The 18,910-nt window shown below is 63.7% G+C and carries 22 protein-coding genes and 1 pseudogene; 13 read left to right on the plus strand and 10 right to left on the minus strand.

Annotated features, from left to right (window positions below; genetic code table 11):
• Positions 1-6: 6 nt before the first annotated feature.
• The 4 genes from JGU72_RS27145 to JGU72_RS27160 all read right to left on the minus strand — a co-directional run bounded on the left by JGU72_RS27145 (position 7) and on the right by JGU72_RS27160 (position 3,644).
• Positions 7-810: an alpha/beta fold hydrolase gene (locus tag JGU72_RS27145; RefSeq protein WP_233533088.1), complete on the minus strand. Its 804-nt coding sequence runs from the start codon at positions 808-810 to the stop codon at positions 7-9.
• Complete coding sequence (locus JGU72_RS27150) at positions 807-1,619, minus strand: HTD2 family dehydratase (RefSeq protein WP_199687399.1); 813 nt, start codon at positions 1,617-1,619, stop codon at positions 807-809. Before JGU72_RS27150 ends, JGU72_RS27145 begins: the two co-directional genes overlap by 4 nt.
• An 82-nt stretch (positions 1,620-1,701) precedes the next feature.
• The gene (locus JGU72_RS27155; protein ID WP_199687400.1) at positions 1,702-2,490 is read right to left on the minus strand and encodes an HpcH/HpaI aldolase/citrate lyase family protein; all 789 of its coding nucleotides are present in this window, start codon (positions 2,488-2,490) and stop codon (positions 1,702-1,704) included.
• Positions 2,487-3,644 (minus strand): acyl-CoA dehydrogenase family protein, encoded by a 1,158-nt coding sequence (locus JGU72_RS27160; RefSeq protein ID WP_199687401.1) that lies wholly within the window; start codon positions 3,642-3,644, stop codon positions 2,487-2,489. Before JGU72_RS27160 ends, JGU72_RS27155 begins: the two co-directional genes overlap by 4 nt.
• Before the next feature lie 123 nt (positions 3,645-3,767).
• Here JGU72_RS27160 and JGU72_RS27165 point away from each other — a divergent pair, with 123 nt between their 5' ends.
• The 5 genes from JGU72_RS27165 to JGU72_RS30890 all read left to right on the plus strand — a co-directional run bounded on the left by JGU72_RS27165 (position 3,768) and on the right by JGU72_RS30890 (position 8,875).
• Complete coding sequence (locus tag JGU72_RS27165; RefSeq protein ID WP_199687402.1) at positions 3,768-4,706, plus strand: LysR family transcriptional regulator; 939 nt, start codon at positions 3,768-3,770, stop codon at positions 4,704-4,706.
• 45 nt (positions 4,707-4,751) lie between these two features.
• On the plus strand, positions 4,752-5,441 hold the full coding sequence (locus JGU72_RS27170; protein WP_463315451.1) for a DsbA family oxidoreductase: 690 nt from the start codon (positions 4,752-4,754) through the stop codon (positions 5,439-5,441).
• Positions 5,442-5,496: 55 nt separating this feature from the next.
• Positions 5,497-6,834: a hypothetical protein gene (locus tag JGU72_RS27175; protein ID WP_199687404.1), complete on the plus strand. Its 1,338-nt coding sequence runs from the start codon at positions 5,497-5,499 to the stop codon at positions 6,832-6,834.
• Complete coding sequence (locus tag JGU72_RS27180; protein WP_199687405.1) at positions 6,831-8,213, plus strand: outer membrane protein assembly factor BamB family protein; 1,383 nt, start codon at positions 6,831-6,833, stop codon at positions 8,211-8,213. The genes JGU72_RS27175 and JGU72_RS27180 overlap by 4 nt, the downstream gene beginning before the upstream one ends.
• A gap of 101 nt (positions 8,214-8,314) precedes the next feature.
• Positions 8,315-8,875, plus strand: a complete 561-nt coding sequence (locus tag JGU72_RS30890; RefSeq protein ID WP_233533089.1) for a PASTA domain-containing protein — start codon at positions 8,315-8,317, stop codon at positions 8,873-8,875.
• Positions 8,876-8,882: 7 nt separating this feature from the next.
• On the opposite strand, the gene JGU72_RS27190 is transcribed toward JGU72_RS30890, so the two are convergent.
• From JGU72_RS27190 to JGU72_RS27215, 6 genes are read right to left on the minus strand one after another with little or no spacing between them, the layout of a single operon-like run.
• Positions 8,883-9,212 (minus strand): carboxymuconolactone decarboxylase family protein, encoded by a 330-nt coding sequence (locus JGU72_RS27190; protein WP_199687406.1) that lies wholly within the window; start codon positions 9,210-9,212, stop codon positions 8,883-8,885.
• Entirely contained in the window at positions 9,209-10,237 is a 1,029-nt protein-coding gene (locus JGU72_RS27195) for an acyl-CoA dehydrogenase family protein (RefSeq protein WP_199687407.1), read from the minus strand. Before JGU72_RS27195 ends, JGU72_RS27190 begins: the two co-directional genes overlap by 4 nt.
• Complete coding sequence (locus JGU72_RS27200; protein ID WP_199687408.1) at positions 10,237-11,382, minus strand: acyl-CoA dehydrogenase family protein; 1,146 nt, start codon at positions 11,380-11,382, stop codon at positions 10,237-10,239. The genes JGU72_RS27195 and JGU72_RS27200 overlap by 1 nt, the downstream gene beginning before the upstream one ends.
• A gap of 18 nt (positions 11,383-11,400) precedes the next feature.
• Positions 11,401-12,102: an SDR family oxidoreductase gene (locus tag JGU72_RS27205; protein ID WP_199687409.1), complete on the minus strand. Its 702-nt coding sequence runs from the start codon at positions 12,100-12,102 to the stop codon at positions 11,401-11,403.
• Entirely contained in the window at positions 12,099-12,530 is a 432-nt protein-coding gene (locus tag JGU72_RS27210) for a hypothetical protein (RefSeq protein WP_199687410.1), read from the minus strand. Before JGU72_RS27210 ends, JGU72_RS27205 begins: the two co-directional genes overlap by 4 nt.
• Positions 12,527-12,979: a MaoC/PaaZ C-terminal domain-containing protein gene (locus JGU72_RS27215; protein ID WP_199687411.1), complete on the minus strand. Its 453-nt coding sequence runs from the start codon at positions 12,977-12,979 to the stop codon at positions 12,527-12,529. Before JGU72_RS27215 ends, JGU72_RS27210 begins: the two co-directional genes overlap by 4 nt.
• 235 nt (positions 12,980-13,214) lie before the next feature.
• On the opposite strand from JGU72_RS27215, the gene JGU72_RS27220 reads away from it, so the two are divergent.
• The 8 genes and pseudogenes from JGU72_RS27220 to JGU72_RS30895 form a co-directional block, all read left to right on the plus strand.
• The gene (locus JGU72_RS27220; protein WP_199687412.1) at positions 13,215-14,384 is read left to right on the plus strand and encodes an LLM class flavin-dependent oxidoreductase; all 1,170 of its coding nucleotides are present in this window, start codon (positions 13,215-13,217) and stop codon (positions 14,382-14,384) included.
• A 17-nt stretch (positions 14,385-14,401) separates the two neighbouring features.
• Positions 14,402-15,250, plus strand: a complete 849-nt coding sequence (locus tag JGU72_RS27225; protein WP_199687413.1) for an amidohydrolase family protein — start codon at positions 14,402-14,404, stop codon at positions 15,248-15,250.
• 13 nt (positions 15,251-15,263) lie between these two features.
• Complete coding sequence (locus tag JGU72_RS27230; protein WP_199687414.1) at positions 15,264-15,659, plus strand: RidA family protein; 396 nt, start codon at positions 15,264-15,266, stop codon at positions 15,657-15,659.
• A 2-nt stretch (positions 15,660-15,661) separates the two neighbouring features.
• Complete coding sequence (locus JGU72_RS27235; RefSeq protein WP_307828620.1) at positions 15,662-16,453, plus strand: enoyl-CoA hydratase-related protein; 792 nt, start codon at positions 15,662-15,664, stop codon at positions 16,451-16,453.
• On the plus strand, positions 16,450-16,953 hold the full coding sequence (locus tag JGU72_RS27240; RefSeq protein ID WP_233533090.1) for a flavin reductase family protein: 504 nt from the start codon (positions 16,450-16,452) through the stop codon (positions 16,951-16,953). The genes JGU72_RS27235 and JGU72_RS27240 overlap by 4 nt, the downstream gene beginning before the upstream one ends.
• Positions 16,950-17,480, plus strand: a complete 531-nt coding sequence (locus JGU72_RS27245; protein WP_199687415.1) for an NADPH-dependent FMN reductase — start codon at positions 16,950-16,952, stop codon at positions 17,478-17,480. The genes JGU72_RS27240 and JGU72_RS27245 overlap by 4 nt, the downstream gene beginning before the upstream one ends.
• A gap of 96 nt (positions 17,481-17,576) precedes the next feature.
• Complete coding sequence (locus JGU72_RS27250; RefSeq protein ID WP_307828621.1) at positions 17,577-18,224, plus strand: TetR/AcrR family transcriptional regulator; 648 nt, start codon at positions 17,577-17,579, stop codon at positions 18,222-18,224.
• A 499-nt stretch (positions 18,225-18,723) separates the two neighbouring features.
• Positions 18,724-18,910, plus strand: a pseudogene (locus tag JGU72_RS30895) (IS30 family transposase); the annotation flags it as partial.

An 18,910-nucleotide genomic window follows, 5' to 3' on the forward strand; every position in this document is an offset into this window, starting at 1 on the left:
GGTGTTTCAGTGCTGCACGCTGCTGAACAAGAAGTCCGCGACACGATCCGTGATGGAAGGAAACTCGTCGAAGAACCCGTGCCGCCCTTCGTGAATTTCTACAACCGCGCCAGGTATGGCGTCGGCAATGATCTGCGCGTTGGCAGTGGGGACCATGAGGTCGTCATTGCCATGCAGGACAAGGGTTTCGGCTGTGATGTGGGGGAGTATTGCGAAAGCGTCATGTCCGTCGCTGGCACGCAAATGCATTCGCGTGGCCTTTGCTCCCATGTTGGGGTCGCCGAGGAGAGTCGACTTCCGCGGCGGTGCCGCCAGCCACGCCGGCGTGTACATCAAGTCCAGCAGAACGGCGCGCCGGTCCGCGGCACTCGGCTGACCGAGAGCCCGACGAACCTCCCGGGTCCGCTCATGCGCGATGGTGCCACCCGGTGACGTGCATGCAAGGACAAGTCGTGCAACGCGTTCCGGGTAGGTGGCCGCGAACATCTGCGCAACGCGGCCGCCCATCGACGTTCCGTAGACGTGTGTCCGCTCGCATTGCAGCGCGTCGAGAACGGCTACTGCGTCGTCTGCGAAGAGTTGCGTTGTCCACGGTTGCGCACCCGTCTCATCGGACGCTGTTGCGCCGGTTCCTCGATAGTCGAACGAGATCGTCCGAAATTGCGCCGCCAGATCTTTCCGCACGCCATCCCACCAATGGTGCGAATTCGCCTGTCCCGAAAGCAATAACAACGGCGGCGCATCGCGCGGACCGACCACCTGGTAGGCGAGGTCGGTCCCGTCCGGGCGCATCACAGACCCGTCACTCATGCCTGGGAGAGTACGCCTTTGGCAGTCTGCCGACCGAACTTGTCGCGCGCGGATGTGGTTACGACATCCCCGACGTCAGCGCGAACGATCAGGCCCTGATGATCGAACAACGGCGACACGAGGCGGTAGTCGAACACGTGCCCGACCGTCGCCTGGACACCGCGAGCGCGCGCTGCTTCAGCCATCGCGACCGCCTGCAGCGGCCCGTGGGTGAGCAGGCCGGGGTAGCCCTCGACGTCGCGCGCATAGTCCCGGTCGTAGTGGATCCGGTGTGCGTTGTAGGTCAGCGCCGAGTATCGGAACAACAGCGTTGGAGTCACCGATATCGACCAGTCATCCTGCCCAGCCGGAACTTCGGGTGGCAAGGCCACTTCTGCAGTCTGCGCTGGCGGCGCATCGCGATAGACGATGTCCTGCCGCTCGTCGATGACGACCGCCCCCGCCTGGGTGATCTGATGACTGACCGTGACGAACGTCAGCCGGCCGCTGCGACCCTCTTTGTCCTCGACGGCAGTCACGCTGGTGCGGCGCGTCGCAGCCTCGCCGAAACGCAGTGCACCCAACGTGCGCACCTGCCCGCCGGCCCACATCCGCCGCCGACCGGGTTCGGGTGGCGCAGGGATCGTGCCCCGCACTGGGTGACCGTCGACTCCGAGGTCGGCCTGCGCGGGCCGATCGAGCAGGTAGATCCAGTGCCAGAGCAGCGGCAATCCGGCGCCGAAGTCTGGCGCGGGAACACCCAGCAATGCGGCCAGAGCCTCGGCGGGACCGCTCGTGACGATTTCGGTGCGCTCGATGGCGTCGCTCATGAGACTTTCTCCTCGCGGATGGCGTCATTGTGTTGGCCGAGGCTCGGCGCGGCAACCTGTTGTTCCAGAGAGACGACGGTGGTCACGACTCAGCGCGGGCGAGTAGGCGCTCGGCGCGCGTGCGGACAGGCAGGTCGATCATCTGCCCGTCGAGCCTTGCCGCGCCGCCGTCGAAGGTCTCGACAACCTTTCGTGCCCAGGCGATCTCGTCCTCGCGAGGACGGAATGCCGAGGCCGCCGGGTCGATCTGCGCGGGATGAATGCACAGCTTGCCGCCGAAGCCGAGCTTGCGCGCCTGCCCGGCGGCAGCGGAGATCGCGTCCGCGTCGCGCGTTGCGACGGTTACTCCATCGATGGGTGCAGGAAGGCCGGCAACACGCGAGGCAAGTACGAGCGTGTTGCGAGCGAGCAACAACGCCTGGTCGTCCTCCGTGGCATCGATGTCGACTGCGAAGTCGATCGATCCGAACGCGAGGCGCTCGACCCCTTCGGCCGCGGCCAGGTCGAATGCGTTGTGAATGCCGAGGGCAGATTCGACGAGGGCGACGATTCCGACCCGCAGTCGCGCGGCAAGCGCTGAGAGATGCTGAGCATCTTCGGCTTTCGGAACCATCACACCGCGGAGTCCGGGTGTGGCAAGAATTGCGGCGACGTCGTCGTCATACCATTCTGTGCCGTACGCATTGATGCGAACCCACGCTTGACCACTGACAAGCCAGTCTGCAGTGGCCTGCCGCGCTGCGGTCTTGTTCTCCACGGCGACAGCGTCTTCGAGATCGATAACGACCTCGTCGGCTCCGCTCGCGGCGGCTTTGTCGAATCGCTCGGGACGGTCGCCCGGGACGAACAACCACGTTGCAGACGTGTTCACGAACGCACCTTGTTTCGCTTGATGAGCTGCTTGGTTATGACGTCCTTCTGGATTTCGTTGGTGCCCTCGCCGACGATCATCAGCGGAGCATCACGGAAGTAGCGCTCGACGTCGAATTCGGTGGAGTACCCATACCCGCCATAGATACGGACCGCGTCGAGCGCGATCTGCATTGCTGTCTCGGATGCGAACAGTTTCGCCATGCCAGCTTCCATGTCGGCGCGTTCGCCGGACTCGTACTTGCGTGCCGCGTACTGCACGAGTTGTCGGGCGGCGGTGAGTTTCGTGGCCATCTCAGCGAGATAGTTGCTGATGGACTGGTGCTTCCAGATCGGCTTGCCGAAGCTCTCACGCTCTTGGGCGTAGCGCAGGGCGTCGTCGAGTGCGGCGCGTCCGACACCGAGAGCGCGGGACGCGACCTGAATCCGGCCGACCTCCAGACCGCGCATCATTTGCGCGAACCCTTGGCCTTCTTCCTTGCCGAGGAGCGTTTCCTTCGGCACACGGAAGTTGTCGAACGTCAGCTCACAGCTTTCGACGCCCTTGTAGCCAAGCTTGGGCAGGTCGCGTGAGACCTCGAAGCCGGGTCCCTTCTCGACGAGCAGAATACTCACGCCGCGATGGGCGGGCGTCGCATCGCGGTTTGTCTTGCACATCAGGGCGACCAACTGTGAGCGCCGCGCGTTGCTGATCCAGGTCTTGGATCCGTTGACGACGTACTCGTCGCCGTCGGTGCGTGCCCACGTTCGCATAGCTTGCAGGTCCGAGCCTCCGCCAGGTTCGGTCAGCGCCATCGTGGCCCGGATCTCGCCGGTGGCCATCTTCGGCAGGTAGCGGTCCTTCTGCTCTTGAGTTCCGAATGCGAGCAGCAGCTTCGAGACGACGGTGTGTCCGCCCATCGCTCCCGCCAGGCTCATCCAGCCGCGGGAGAGTTCCTCGGTGACGGCGGCGTAGCAGGGGACCGACACGCACGCTTCGCCCCACGGCTCCGGAATCGCGAGTCCGAAGATCCCCATCTCTTTCATCTGGTCGATGAGCTTCTCGGGGTAGATATTTCCGTGCTCCAGCTCTTGCACAACGGGTTTGACCTCGCGGTCGACGAATTGTGCGACCAGGGAGACGATTTCGGTCTCGTCCTCGTTGAGCTCGTACATGTTGGTCCCTCCGACAGAAATGCGCGGTTGACATCCATCATGGTCCTTGATTTACGCTGTTGTGAAATAACAATGTCTGATGGATCGATGACGGGGACGCATAGCCGCCGTTCGGGAGGGCCGATGGACCTCAAGCAGCTCAAAGCGCTGGTGACAGTCGCGGAGACGGGCAGCGTAACCAAGGCGTCGCAGCTGTTGCATCTGGTGCAGCCGGCAGTCACGCGGCAGATCAAAACCCTCGAGCAGGAACTCGGTGTGCCGCTGTTCGAACGCACGCGGCAGGGCATGCGCCCAACAGAGGCGGGCGCGGCACTCGTCGAACGGGCACGTCGCGCACTCAACGAGCTCGATCGGGCGCGCGCAGAGCTGCGTCCGGAGCCGGGACCGGTGACCGGGATCGCGACCGTGGGGTTGCTCGAGAGCACGCTCGATGTGCTGGTTCCGCCGCTGGTGGAGCGCCTGCGCGAGCGTCACCCGGGAATCACTGTGCGGTTGATGACCGCGTATTCAGGTCATCTGCAGCAGTGGCTCGACGACGGTGACGTCGACCTGTCCTTGCTCTACAACCTGCGGAGCACGCCGTCGCTGCACATGCGCCCGCTCCTGCGCGAACAGCTGTGGGCGGTCGCGCTGCCCGAGGCGGGGTTGCGATCCGACCAACCGGTGTCGTTGGCGGACCTGAGCGCACACCCGATGGTGATGCCCGCGGTGGGGCACGGACTGCGGGTCCTGATCGATCAGGTCTATGCGCGGGCGAAAACAAGTCCTGACATCGTCATCGAGACCAACTCGCTGCTCGTGCAGAAGAAACTCGTGCTGGCGGGGTATGGGTGGACCGTTCTGCCCGCGGCCGGTGTCGCCGCCGATGTCGCGGCTGGCCTGCTCAGTGCCTCACCGTTGGCGGATCCCGAAGCTGCGCGCGACGTGGTCCTCGGTCTGCCGCGGACCGGTCGGCCGGCCTTGGCGGTAGAAGTCGTTGCCCGCGAGTTGGTCGGCTTGGTCGGCATGCTCGTCGAGTCGGGTGCGTGGCCATCGGCGCGATTGTTCGGGGACTCGACATAGGTCGGGAAGGGTTCGGACGCCCCAGTTGTTGGGCTCAGTATGAAGGTGGAGATCTGGTCGGATGTCGTGTGCCCGTGGTGCTACGTCGGAAAGCGTCGGTTCGAAACGGCGCTGAGCCGGTTCGAGCATCGCAACGATGTCGAATTGGTTTGGCGCAGTTTCGAACTGGATCCAGCGGCGCCGCCGAGTGCGGCCGCGCAGGGCAACTACGTCGAGCGTCTGGCGACAAAATACGGTCGGTCGACCCGCGAAGCGCAGGCAATGATCGACAGCATGACGGCGACCGCAGCGGCCGAAGGTTTGGAGTTCCGGTTCGATCTGGCACGGCCGGGCAATACGTTCGACGCGCACCGACTGCTGCACTTAGCCCTCGAGCACGGCGTGCAGGATGAGCTGAAGGAGCGCTTCGATCGCGCGACGTTCACCGAAGGCCTCCCGCCGTCTGATCATGCGGCGTTGCAGAAGCTCGCTGTGGAGGTCGGGCTCCCCGAAGTAGAAGTCGACGCCGTGTTGAACTCTGACCGTTTCGCCGATGCGGTGCGAGCCGACGAGAGGCAGGCGCGGCAGTACGGAGTCAGCGGTGTCCCGTTCTTTGTCATCAACGAAAAGTATGGAATCTCCGGCGCGCAATCGGCGGACGTGGTGCTGCAGGCTCTCGAACAAGCGTGGTCCGAGCAGTTGACGCTGGTGACGGCCGACGGCGACGCGTGTGAAGGCGACTCCTGCGCTGTCTGATAGCGGGCCTCGTTCTTCGTAACGTATGCGGTGGGCAATCGCGAAGTAACGAGCCGTGGGGGATACACACGCGCCGTGGAGCGCGGAACGAAAGAAATGGGTCGCGGCCGGTCTGTTCGCGGTGTCGATCCTGGCGGTTGTCGCATCGATCGTCGGACTCTTGGCTCAACCGGATGCGGCGCGACCCAGTGCATCGGAGTCGACTTCGAGTGAGACGCCTGCCGCGCCCTCGACGACGGGAATCCGTGTCACGCCGCCGGTCGTATACCCGACCACGATCCCGGGTTGCGAAACAGTCGATCCTCCGCCGGACAATCTCGGGCTGGGATCGTGGGCTTCGTTCGGCGGGTCGCAGTCCTACGACAACCCCAAGTTCCCTTGGTTTTCCGATCGCAAAGCGGTCGCAATGAGCAACGCGATTCGCGCGGCCCTGCCGGCGTCGGTCGAGGTTGAATTTGCCAGCCCAACAGGCGAATTTCTCTTTGGGCCGATCATCGATTTCGAGGAGCCGACCGATGTGCCGGAGGGTCTGAGCGGCTGGACAGACGCGAGCGGCCAACTGCTCCGCGGAGACGTCCAAGCCCAGTTGTGGGTGCAGGTGCGGCAAGCCGATAACGTGCCGCCACCGTGCATCGCTGGTGCGCTCGACGAGCGGCGAACGCTCGCAGACGGCGCAGTTCTGGACATCAGTGACGACTGGTCCGAGTTTATCGACGAGAGGACGACAACGCGGTCCGTCGTCGCGTACTTCCCGGATGGAACGCGGCTCAGGGCGAGCATGACCAAGAATGAGTCGACCGCTGATGCGAACGACGACTTCCCGCTCACCGTCGACGAACTCGTCGCGATCGCGGTTTCGCCCGGTCTTCGCGTCACCACGCCGATCCCGGACGGGACCTCCGAACCGCCGATAAGCTGCAGCGTCGCCGACGGTGGCGACGGCACAAACATCACGCGCGAGGACGTGCGACGCCTCAACGAGGCGCTTGAAAGTCATTGGCGTGCAAATCCAATAGAAGACATTGCGCTAGATCGGCCGATTCGTTCGCTGCAGCTTGCCGATAACTCTCGCGCGGGAGTTTGCGGGACTTGGACCGTCGTGACTCCGGGCCGGGAAGGGCAGCTGAGCCTGTCCATCGTGCAGGGGCAACCACTTCCCGAAGAGAAGGACGTGTACGACCCGGAGTACTCAACCGCGCCGACCGTTCTGGAAACATTGGACGACGGTTCCGTGGTGACCGCGACAGAGTCCGAAGGGCAGCAGTACATTTCTGTCGCCCGGACGTTGCCGTCCGGTGTGCAGGTAACAGCAAGTTCACGGGGTTTGAATCCCTTGTCGATCGAACAACTGCGCAGTATCGCCGAGGCGCCCGGGCTGGAGATGACCCGATGACCGAGCGCAGCACGTGGTTGCTCGGCGCAGCCACAGCAACAGCCGTCATCACCGTCTCGACGGCCGCATTCGTCTGGAACAACCGAGTCGACCACCGCGACGACGACGGATCGCCGGTGGCGTGGTCGGTGACTGCGGCAGAGGTGTACGGCAGGGAGTTCGCCGTCTTTCTCGATCCAGTAGCTGCTGACTTCGGTTATGCGGGTACGACGTTCATAGACGCAGGCGACACGCTCGTCACCGAGGTGGGGCTGCGCAACCACGCCACCGACGAACTCGAGGGCGCAATGATGGTCGGAATCGATGCCGACAACGGCTCGATCCGATGGCGTAGTCCAGCCGGAGAACTCGGCGGCTGCGCGCCGCTTGCCGTATCCGACACCGTGTTCTGCTCAGCAGGCAACTACTCGGAAGAACCTGGGTTTGTGACGATCGATGTAGACAGCGGCGACGTCGAACGAACACCTACAGACCTGAGCGTCATCGCGATCGGTGCGTCCGAGGACGCTGTCTTTGTCGTCGAGGGCAATCCCGAGGATGGCGACTTACGACTGCATGCGGAATCGCCCGACGACCCCAGCGCCGAATGGACGAAGAATATCGACCTGAGCGCGTCATACGAAGATTTCTACGGCGGTCAGAGCATGTCCATTGCGAACGGGGTCGGCGTGCTCGAGATCGGTGGCGAAGCGGCTGGCTTCGATCTCGATACCGGTGAACTGACGTGGCGACAGGGATTGCCCGCCTGCAGCGAGGTCATCCGGCCGTCGGTTGGCGGCTTGGTGACTCGAGTCGGGCTCGATTGCAGTACATACCGAGTCGAGAACACCGAACTGATTGGGACGGGCGGATCAGTGCTCGCCACGGCAGATTCCGAAGCGGTGCATCGGTTGGAGCTCGACGCACCCGCGGATGCCGACGTTTCAGTGCTACTCGGTGACGGTGGGTTCGATCGGCTGACGGGTGAAAGACGTTGGACCAGTGCGGATCTGATATCCGACCCGATCGATCCCACCTCGGGGATGACGAGTCCGAATTCGACGTTTGGAACCGCTGTCGCGATCGTCGGAGATGTTGCGCTGTTGCGGGATCCGGTCGATGGTAAGGAATCTGCGCTTGATTTGTCTACAGGGCAACGCCTTTGGGAGCGTCAGATCGAGTTGGTCGGGCAGCTGGCTGCCGGCGGCGGGACCACGCTGTTGACGGCCGGCGGCCAAGACGTGCGTGCGACCGATCTCCGCACCGGGCGGCCGGTGTGGACTGTCCCGATCGAATCGTTCGACCCGGGCGGCGATTCGTTCGACAGTTCGCACACACTTCGTCGGGCAGGGGATCGAGTGATCTACCTCAGCGAGAACGCGATTGCGGCGTTCGACTGATTGGGGCCGAAGTAATCTATCCATATGGGTAGTAATCGTCTATGTTGAGTCCTCGGTCCCCTCCGCCTCGGGCCGTCGAGAACTCGAGAAAGCGACCACACATGACCAACCCGCCGCCTGCATGGCAACCGCCCCCCAATGGATTCGAGCGACCGAACTCGGTGGCGGCAAAGCCGAAGAAGAAGTGGCCCTGGGTAGTTGGTGGTCTCGCGGTGCTCGTCGTCATCGCCGCGGCGGTCGGGGGCGGAAAGGACAAGGACGAGCCGGTCGCCGTGTCCGACGCGATCCCCTCCACGGCGCGAGCAGCGGTAGCGCAGACGACCACTGCTGCGACATCGATCGAACAGACTCCGTTGCCCCTACCTGCAGCATCTGTCGTCCCGCCCGTCGTTCAAGCACCCGTCGCGCCGCCGGTGCCAGAGCGGCAGGCAGGCGGGTTGATGCCCAACGTCGTCTGTATGAACCTTCAAGACGCGCAGGATCTGATTCAGGAATCCGGAGTCTTCTATTCACGAAGCTTCGACGCGACCGGCGACGGACGCAATCAGATCATCGATTCGAACTGGCTCGTCGTGTCGCAGAACATTCCTCCGGGAACACCTTTCGACGAAGGCGATGCGAACCTCGGTGCGGTGAAGTACGGCGAATCCAACCCCTGCTGACCGGGACTCACCCGAGGGCTGGCCGACCAAACAACTCGTTCGCCACCGCCACGGCCGACATCGCCCTCGGCCAGCCGGCATAGAACGCGAGATGCGTTATCGCTTCTGTGATTTCGGTCTGGGTGACACCGTTGGCCACAGCTCGCGTCAGGTGATGCGGCAACTGCTCGACGTTGCCGTTCGCAATAAGTGCCGCGCAGGTGATGAGGCTGCGATCTCGTGCGGACAGATCGGGCCCGGTCCACACGTCACCGAAGAGGACCCCATCGGTGAGCGCCGCGAGCTTGGGCGCGAAGTCTCCGATGAGGTCTTGTGCGGGCGTCTCGGTATCGGTCATCCCGTCACCAGGGCCCATAGATTCTCACGGCCCGCGGTGGTGGCTGCATCGGTGAGCTTCTCGTCCCAATAGTGGGTGGACCCGAACTCCGATCGCCAGGCCAGGGCTGGCTTGGTGAACTCGTGCAGCCGATGCTCCACAGTGGTTCCGATCGCGCCGTGTATCTGATGCGCATTGCGAACGACGACGGACGCAGCGTGCCCAGCGCACGAACGTGCTACGGCAACAAGGAATTCCAGACTCGCGCCCGACCAGTCGGTGCGGACCGCATCAGCTAGCGCGGCCTCTGTTGCTGCGCGAGCCAGAGCGGCCTCGGCGGCGATGTCGGCGACAAGATTCTGCACCGCCTGAAACTTGGCGAGAGGGCGCCCGAACTGATGGCGCTCTGTTGCGTGCGTGATCGACAGCGACAGAATCCGATCCAGCACGGCGCAAATCTGCAAGGCCCGCGCCAAAGCACCGCGTAGCCACAGCTGATCGACTACCGATTCCTGGACGTAAGTACCGGAAAGTGCGCCGACATCGGCGGTGACAGTGTCACGTGGTTCGCCGGCAATGTTGGTGCCCTGCATGATTCGGAGATCCCGAACAGGAACATCACCCACGACGTAGGCGCCATCTTGCCGCCACACCACGACGATCCGCTCCGCAGCAGCCGCCCACGGCACATCGCGAGCCACACCGCTCTCGTCGAGCACACACGCAGTCCGCCGGCTCTCATCGGTCGGCAACCTGGCCTCGTCGAGCAACCAACCAGCCAGCAAATCGTGTTCGACGACAGGAATTCGGACACCGTGGGATGCCGACGCGCGCAACAACTCTGCTGCCTCGAACCAGCTCGCACCGCTGCCGCCGGAGTCCTCGCGACCAGTCAGCCGCGTCAAACCAAGCTCGGCCAATCGAGACCACAGCCCACGATCCCACACAGCAACTTCGGTGCCGGGCTCGTGCTGTTCCCTGTGCCGGGCAAACACTGCGTCCATCATGCCGACCAGGTCCTGGTCGACCGCGGTGAGTGCAGTCATCAGCGCATCCCCAATCCTCGCGCGATCACACCGCGCAGTACTTCGTTGGTGCCCCCGCGCAGTGTGAAGCCGGGGCGTTGTACGACGGCCTGGTCGACCATCGCGCGATAGCTTTCGGGCGTCCCGTCGCCTGTCAGGAGGTCGGCGAAATCGGCGATGTCGCCTTCGGTTGTCGTGCCGAGCACCTTGACGACAGCGGCAGCGGTGTCGGCTGATTCGTGGCGTTCCAGCGCTCCCGCGATCGCCGTCGACATCTGGTGCAGCCCCGCGATTCGCGCCAGGTGGCGGCCGAGATCGGTGTGGCGGGGCAGGTTCCCGGCGCCCATCTGTCCAGCAGTTTCAGCAAGCAGCGTGAAGGTCGATAGGAAGCGCTCCGGCCCACTCCGTTCGAAACTCAGCTCCGACGTGACCTGTTGCCAACCGTCTCCAATGGTGCCGAAGACCATGTCGTCGGCGACTAAGACGTCCTCGAGAACGACCTCGTTGAAGTGGTGCTCACCGGTCATCGACACAACGGGACGAACGACCACACCCGCCGAGCGCAGGTCGACGACGAACTGGCTCAGCCCGTCGTGCCGACGCGAGGAGTCGACGGGGGAGGTCCGGGCCAAACAGATGAAGGCGTGCGCCAGGTGTGCGCCGGAGGTCCACAGCTTGGTTCCCGAGATCGTCCAGCCGCCGTCGACGCGAGTGGCCTTCGTACGAACACTCGCCAGATCGGATCCGGAGTCGGGCTCACTCATTCCGATAGCGAAGTAGCACTCTCCTCGCGCGATCGCGGGCAGAAACTTTCGCTTCTGAATCTCATTGCCGTACTTGAGCAATGAGGGCACGATCTGCCGGTCGGCGATCCAGTGTGCGCCGACGGGCGCCCCCGCGGCGAGGAGTTCCTCGGTGACGACGAACCGCTCCAGGAAGCTGCGACCGTGCCCGCCGTATTCGGTGGGGACGGTCATCCCGAGCCAGCCGCGGTCGGCGAGCGCGCGTGTGAAGTCTTCGTCCCAGCCCGTCAGCCAGGAGTCGACTCCTCGACTGATCTTTCCTGCCGCACGTTGTTCGGCGAGGAAGTCGCGCACTTCCGCACGGAGGTCGTCCAAGGCATGGGGGTCGTCGCTGACGGCTGGAACGAGGCGATGCGTGGTCATAGTGGCTCTTTCATGTAGTCAGCCGTGGCTTCGTCCACCGCAGCAGTAGACCACTTGGCCGGTGACGTAGCGCGCATTGTCGGATCCGAGCCACGCGACGGCACCGGCGATGTCGTCGGGACGGCCCGGCCGTTGCAGTGGAATGCGGGAGATGATGCGCTCGCGAACGTGTGCTGGCATCGCGTCGGTCATGTCGGTCGCGATAAAGCCAGGTGCGACCCCGTTGACGCGCAAGCGTGGTGCGTACGCGAGGGCGAGGGACCGCGTCAGCCCCACTACTCCGGCTTTGGACACTGCGTAATTGAACTGTCCGACGTTGCCGAGATGCGCGCGGGAGCCAATGTTCACGACCCCGCCGCCGTCGACCATGTACGGGGCAAGCGCGGAGGTCAGTTCGAAGCACCCACCGAGGTTGATGCGTGTGACGAGGCGAAACGTCTCCTCTGTCATGTCGCCGATGAGCGCGTCTCTGGTGATTCCGGCGTTGTTGACGAGTACCTTCAGCGTTTGGCCGCTGGATCGGACCGCATCCTTGATCGCGTCTCGTCCCTCGATGGTCGAAATGTCGGCCTGGATCGGCACTGCATCGAGTGTTGCTGCACTGTCGTGGATTTGGGGATTTAGATCGACCATGATGATGCGGTGACCCGCGGTCGAGAGTCGGCGGGCGATGGCGAATCCGATTCCGCGGGCAGAGCCGGTTACGAGTGCGGTGGTCATGGCAGTGCTGCTCCCAGGTGTTCGGCGCCGAGTGTGAAGATCTGGCCGTTGGCGCCTCGCGTGGCTACGAGCAGGTCTACCGCATGCGCGACGGCAGCCGGTTCGACGTTGTCGCCAACCGCCACCACGGTCGCGTAACTTCCCGACTTTCGGCGTTCGAAGGCGAGTGCCCGCGCGCCGCCGAGCAGGCCGGTCGCCACGGCCGCATCAAGCGGTGCGGCACGCCCCAGAATCGCGTCGGAGCGGACCAAATACACGACCGGCGCATCGGTCAGCGCCGCAGCACGGCTCAGCTCGAATGCCTCGGTCAGTTCGTCCTCCGCGTCGGTCCATTCGCCCAGACCTGTTCGAGCTTCGAAGATCAGGCCGTCGTCGGGACCGATATCTTTCAGCGCGCCGCCAAGCTCCGAGACCGCACGCACCCTCACGCGAGCACCGTCCGCTTCAAGATCGACACCATTTCACCCTCGTGAACAATCTCTTGATGCTGGTTGAAGACCTCGACCTTCTGCACCATCACACCCCGATCCGCCTTGGACGTCGGGCGCAGCTCGACGATTTCGTTCGACGCGTAAATCGTGTCGCCGATGAGCACCGGACGGACGAATCGCCACCGCCGAATCTCGGCGAACGCCAGCAGTGAGTCGGTGAAGATCCCCAATCGTCCGCGCAGACCGGTCACGATCGACAGCACGAGCGCGCCGTGTGCGATTCGCTCACCGAACTGGCTGTCGCGCATAGCTTCGGCATCGGTGTGGAGGGTGTGAAAATCGCCCGATACTCCGCAGAAGTTCACGACGTCTGCCTCGGTCACCGTCCGTCGCGGCGTATCGAACCGCATGCCGATCTCGGCATCGTCGAACCCCAATCCGCCCATGAGAACCCTTTCGCCAGAGGTCGTTTCGAATGTCTGATAGCGAAACTCAATACCATCCAGTCGGAACGCGAAAGTCGAAATCCTGCGTACACAGGCACTTTCCAGCGGGTTACGTATTTCTACGCTAGCGCGCGGACGGCGACCAAGCTGGGCTGTATCGACAAGAGCCGCACGTCACGCCATACCGATGCGGCACCAAGGTACCGACTAGTCGGAAGAAAGCCACGGAGGAAATGTGAAACTGGACCTGCTCTACGCGTTGACGAATCGTTCCGGTGAGTTGCCCTGGCACGAGGTACTGCAGCAGACCCGCCGGCACGCGGTGCTGGCGGACAAGCTCGGATTCGATCGGATCTGGCTCGGCGAGCATCACTTCGACACCGACGGCACCGACGCAAGCCCGAACCCGATCATGCTGGCGACGGACCTCGCAGCGCGTACGGAGCGGATCCGGCTCGGGATGGCGGCGGTCTCGTTGACGCTCTGGCATCCCTTGCGCGTGGCGGAGGACCTTGCGCTGCTGGACCACTTCAGCGGCGGTCGGTTGGACGTCGCGTTCGGCCGCGGGATTCTGCCGATCGAAGTGATGAACCTGAACCCCGCCGCGAACCGCTGGAACGGCAGCGACAACAGTCGCGCGATCTTCGACGAGAACCTAGCGATCGTCCGCAAGATCTGGACCGAGGACCCGTTCAGCTGGAAGGGACCCCGCCACACCTTTCCCGAGCCGGGAACGAAGTTCATTCATTCGCCCGGTGCGCCCATGCCGAAGGGCTGGGTCGACGAGAACGGTGAGCTGATTGCGTTCGGCATGACGCCGCAGCCGTTCCAGAAGCCGACGCCGCCGCAGTTCGCGGTGACCGAATCGGTCGAGGGCTTCCGCGGCGCGGCCCGCACCGACCTGAAGCCGATCACCTGGTACCCCACCGGACAGGTGCTGCGGAACCTCCTCGACATCTACCGTGCCGAGCGGGAAGCAGTGACCGGGCAGACGCCGGCGCTGGGGGAGGACGTGGGCGTCCTTCGGCTGACCTATGTTGCAGACACCGACGAGGAGGCGCGTCGCATCACCGAAGCCAGCGTCGTCGAATTCTTCGAGTTCGTCTGTCGGGTTAGGGGAATCGGTGTCTGGCTGGATGCCGACGAAGATCCCGCCGACCCGCGCTACCGCAAGATGGACCCGTTCGACCTGCTGCTGGAGCGCGACCACCTCATGATCGGTTCACCGCAGAGCGTCGCCGAGCGGATGTGCCGGCTCACACGGACTCACGGAATTCAGAACTGGCTCGTGCAGATGGGTTTCCCCGGCGTCTCGTACGAGGACGTCGACCGCTCGCTCGAACTGTTCGCCAGTGGGGTCATGCCCGAGGTCCGCAAACTCGACCCCGCGCTCGCCGTCAGCTGACCGAAAGGAACCGACCGATGCCCGATCGACCGTTTACCGACTGGCACACCCACATCTACCTGCCGGAGCACCTCGGTCCGGTGTGGACCGACCGCGGCACCGAATTGGTGGGACGGCCGGGGTTCGGCGCAGCCGACCTCGGCGAGCACAGCCGGGTGATGGCTGCTTCCGGGGTCGAGAAATTCCTGATCATCGGGTTGCAGGTCGCGCGGATCGGAATGTTCGTTCCCAACGAGTTCGTCGGCGAATACCTTGCGGCCAACCGCGAACGAGCCATCGCAGTCGGCAGTGTCGACCCGACGCAGCCGGATGCCGCTGACCAGCTGCGACTTGCGGTGCGCGAGTACGGCTTGCACGGGGTGAAGCTGTCGCCGCCCTACCAGGGCTTTCATCCGCATTCCGACGAGGCTTACGCGGTCTATCGGGCGGCTGCGGACCTCGGCATCTTCCTGATGTTCCACCAGGCGAGCGTCTTTGCGCCGGACGGGTGCAACGAATACGCAAGTCCTACGTTGCTGGACAAGGTGGCCCGCGAATTCCGGGACACCAACCTCCTGCTCGCCCATTTCGGCAAGCCGTGGATGAACGAATGCGTCGAGCTGATGATGAAGAACCGCAACGTTTTTGCGGATGTGTCGACGCTGCCGATCAAGACGTGGCAGATGTACAACGGGCTTCGTCTGGCAATCGAGGGGCACGTGACGAACCGCCTCGTCTTCGGCTCGGACTTCCCGTCGTTCGACCCGCGGGAAGCTGCCGACCAGTTCCTCGCGATCTCCGATCTCGCTATGCCACTGCCCATTCCGCGTGCCGTCGTCGAAGACATTCTCTACAACCGGCCGTTCGATCTGATTCTTAACAAGTAAGAGGAGACCCACAGTGATCGACTACCTGAACCCGCCCGAAATTGGCGACTTCTCCAGCGTCGGGTTGTCATCCGGCACAGCGACGGATGTGTTCGTCTATGCCGCCGGACTCGCGCTCGACCCGGCAACGATGCGTCGTCGCGAAGACGCCGAGACAATCGGGGACGAGACACGGATTTGCCTGTCGAACATCGCCACGATCCTCGCCGAGGCTGGACTCACGCTGCGCGATGTCGTCAAGACGACGTGCTATTTGAGTGACGACGCCTACCGCGGTGACTTCATCGAGGCCTACCGCGCCGCCTTCGGTGAAGGACCGTATCCGGCTCGCTCGACGTTCGTCCTCGGAATCGCGTCGAATCTCCGGGTGCAGATCGAGGCCGTCGCAGTCCGTTCTGCAGCGAGCTGACCGTGACCTCCCAGAAGATCAGGATCGAGCGCCACGACGACGGGGTTCGGGTGCTCGTGCTCGACGACCCTGCCAAGCGAAACGCAATCGGTCCTGAGATGCGCGCGGAGTTGAACAGTGCTGCACAGCAATTGACCGATGACGCCGATGCACGGTGTCTGGTCGTCACAGGCTCCGGTTCGTCCTTCTGCGCCGGTGCGGATTTGATCGCGCTGTTCGATGTCGACGGTGCGTCGCCGTCGGAGATTCGCGCACGGCAGTTGTCCTATTACGAGAGCTTCCTGTGGCTGCGGGAATTGCCGTATCCGACAGTCGCAGCGGTCAATGGGCACGCAATCGGTGCGGGGCTGAACTTCGCGCTCGCCTGCGACATTGTGATCGCCGGGCCCGCTTCGAAGTTCGGTGCGAGCTTCGCGAAACTGGGGCTCCACCCCGGTGGCGGCTGTACGTCGTTTTTGACTCAGCGGATTGGATCAGGACGCGCGCTGCGGACGTTGCTGCTCGGCCTGACTCTCGACGGTGGCGAGGCACATGCGCAGGGTCTTGCCGACGTCTACGCCGAGGATCCCCGCGCGGACGCATTGTCGTTCGCGGCTTCGGTTGCTTCGTTGCAGCCATCGCTCGCACGTGACATCAAGCGCTCGGTGTCGATTGCCGCGAGCAGTTCGTTCGACGTCACGATCGGCTTCGAATCCTGGGCGCAGGCAGCAAGTTCGTTCAATCCTGGAGTGCGGGAGGGCATCCGCGCCGCGGGTCGCACGACCCGATCCCCGTCGAAGGAGGCAGTTCGATGATTGACAATCAGTTGATCGACACGGAGATGTTCAAGAAGATCATGGCCTGCGCGCCGGGTCCGGCGACGATCGTGACCGCGATGGGCGAGGATGGCCGACCGCAAGGTCTCACGGTGTCGGCAGTCTGCTCGGTGTCCCTGGACCCGCCGCTGGTGCTCGCGTGCCTCGATCTCGGTTCCAACACCCTGAAGGCGGTGCGGTCGAGCGGCGCGTTCACGGTGAATTACATCGCCAGTGGACGTGAGCACGTGGCGCTCGACTTTGCCGTCAAGTCCGATGCGAAGTTCGACGGTCACAGTTGGTCTACACCAGCGGGTTTCGCCGGTGGACCGATTCTCGACGAGCACAGTGCGGCGTATGCGGTGTGCAGGGTCGAACAGCTCGTCGACGCCGGTGACCACGTCATCGTCGTCGGTGCTGTTGTCGATGGTTTGGTCAGCGACGACTGCCACGCGCTCGCCTACGCGCGCCGGGCGTTCTTCACAGCTGTCAGCGCATGACGCCCGTCGTCGGCGTGGTCGTCGGGAATCCGCGGCCGGGTTCACGGACAACGACCGTCGCGCTGGAAGTCGCTGAACAGGTGGCGCGCGCGATTTCGGGATTTGTCGGTCTGGTCGTAGAGCTGGCGAATCATGTTGTGTTGGTTTTGGATCCCGATTCGGCCCAGGTCCAACGTGACCTCGAGGCGCTTCGGCGTGTGCAGGTACTCGTCGTCGCTTCGCCGACATACAAGGCGACTTATACCGGACTGTTGAAGTCGTTTTTCGACCGCTACGGCTCCGGTGCACTCGACGGTGTCGTGGCCATTCCGGTGATGGTCGGCGGGGCGCCACAGCACGCGCTGGCGTGTGAGGTGCATCTGCGTCCGCTGCTGGTCGAGCTCGGGGCGGTCGTGCCAACCCGGGGTCTGTACGTTCTGGAGGCGGAACTCGATCGTCTACCGGACGTGGTCCGCGATTGGCTCTCTCCTGGGGCGGACGTCCTGCGTCGGGCGACTACATCCCAGGCAGTTCGTTCTGGCGCATAAACCACAGGTGAGCTGCTAGTTCTGCGCCGCCTCCTACCGACCCGTTGGAAGGTCGTCGTATATTCGTCGCACGTAGGTGTGCAGAGAGGCGGACGGGTGGTTAGACCGAAGAAGGCGACTGGCCGGCCCGACGGACGTCGCATTCGTGATCCGGACGGCGCGCGGCGCGCGCTGCTGAAGAGTGCCGTCGGCCTGTTCGAACGGCATGGGTACGCCGCGACGTCGGTCCAGAGCATCGCTGACGGCGCTGAGCTGACCAAAGGCGCGTTCTACCACCACTTCGAGAGCAAGGAAGACTTGCTCCGTCGTGTGCATGACGAGTTCATCAACTATCAACTCGGCCGCGCGCGCCAAGTACTTGCCGACAACCAGCAGTCCACTGCGGAAACTTTGCGCCGGCTGATCAGCGAAGCGCTGCTGGAACCGATGTCGATCTACAAGTCCGAGATCACGGTGTTTCTGCAGGAAAGGCGCTTCCTGTCCGGCGACGTTTTCGCCGAAATTCAGCAGAAGCGCGACGAATTCGAGCAATGTTTCGTCGAGGTCATCGACCGCGGAATGAGCGAGGGCGTATTCCGCAAAGTCGGCGCGCCCCGGCTGGTGGCGTTCGGAATCATCGGCATGGGTGCGTGGACGCACGTGTGGCTCGACCTGGGTGGTTCCGTGACGCCCAAGGAGATTGGGAACATCTACGCCGACATCCTCCTCGAAGGCCTGGTCGAGCCGTCCGCCAAGTCCACTTAGCCTCCGCCGCACCCCTTTTCGGGATCCGCACTCGCGTTAGGGCCCTAAAAGTGGTGCGGATCCCGAGGGGGAGTGCGACCGAGGCGTCAGTTGTCCGGCACGGCCGCGGAACCGAATGCCTGGCGTATCTCACCCCGCCGCACCCCTTTTCGGGATCCGCACTCGCGTTAGGGCCCTAAAACCAGTGCGGATCCCGAGGGAGGGTGCGACCGAGGCGTCAGTTGTCCGGCTACCGTCCGCGGAACCAGCCGACCGGCGTATCTCACCCCGCCGCACCCCTTTTCGGGATCCGCACTCGCGCTAGGGCCCTAAAACCAGTGCGGATCCCGAGGGGGAGTGCGACCGAGGCGTCAGTTGTCCGGCTACCGTCCGCGGAACCAGCCGACCGGCGAATCTCACCCCACCGCACCCCTTTTCGGGATCCGCACTCGCTTTAGGGCCCTAAAACCGCTTGGGTTCAGGGAGTGATTGCAACACTGGAATTTCTCAGGAGTGTTGCGTGCATCTTTCACGGTTGCGGTCGGTTGTCGATCGGTACTGGTCGTTGGTCGGCGACGGCGTGGCGACGTCGACGGCGGGTGTTGCTGTCGGCGTGTCGGATAGCACTGGAAATAAGTGGTTCGTCGATGCTGGCGGTGTGAAACCGAGACCGAGCCAGCATGTTTCGAGTGGGCCACGGTCCCGCC

This window comes from Antrihabitans auranticaus, assembly GCF_016481275.1.
Lineage (GTDB): Bacteria > Actinomycetota > Actinomycetes > Mycobacteriales > Mycobacteriaceae > Antrihabitans.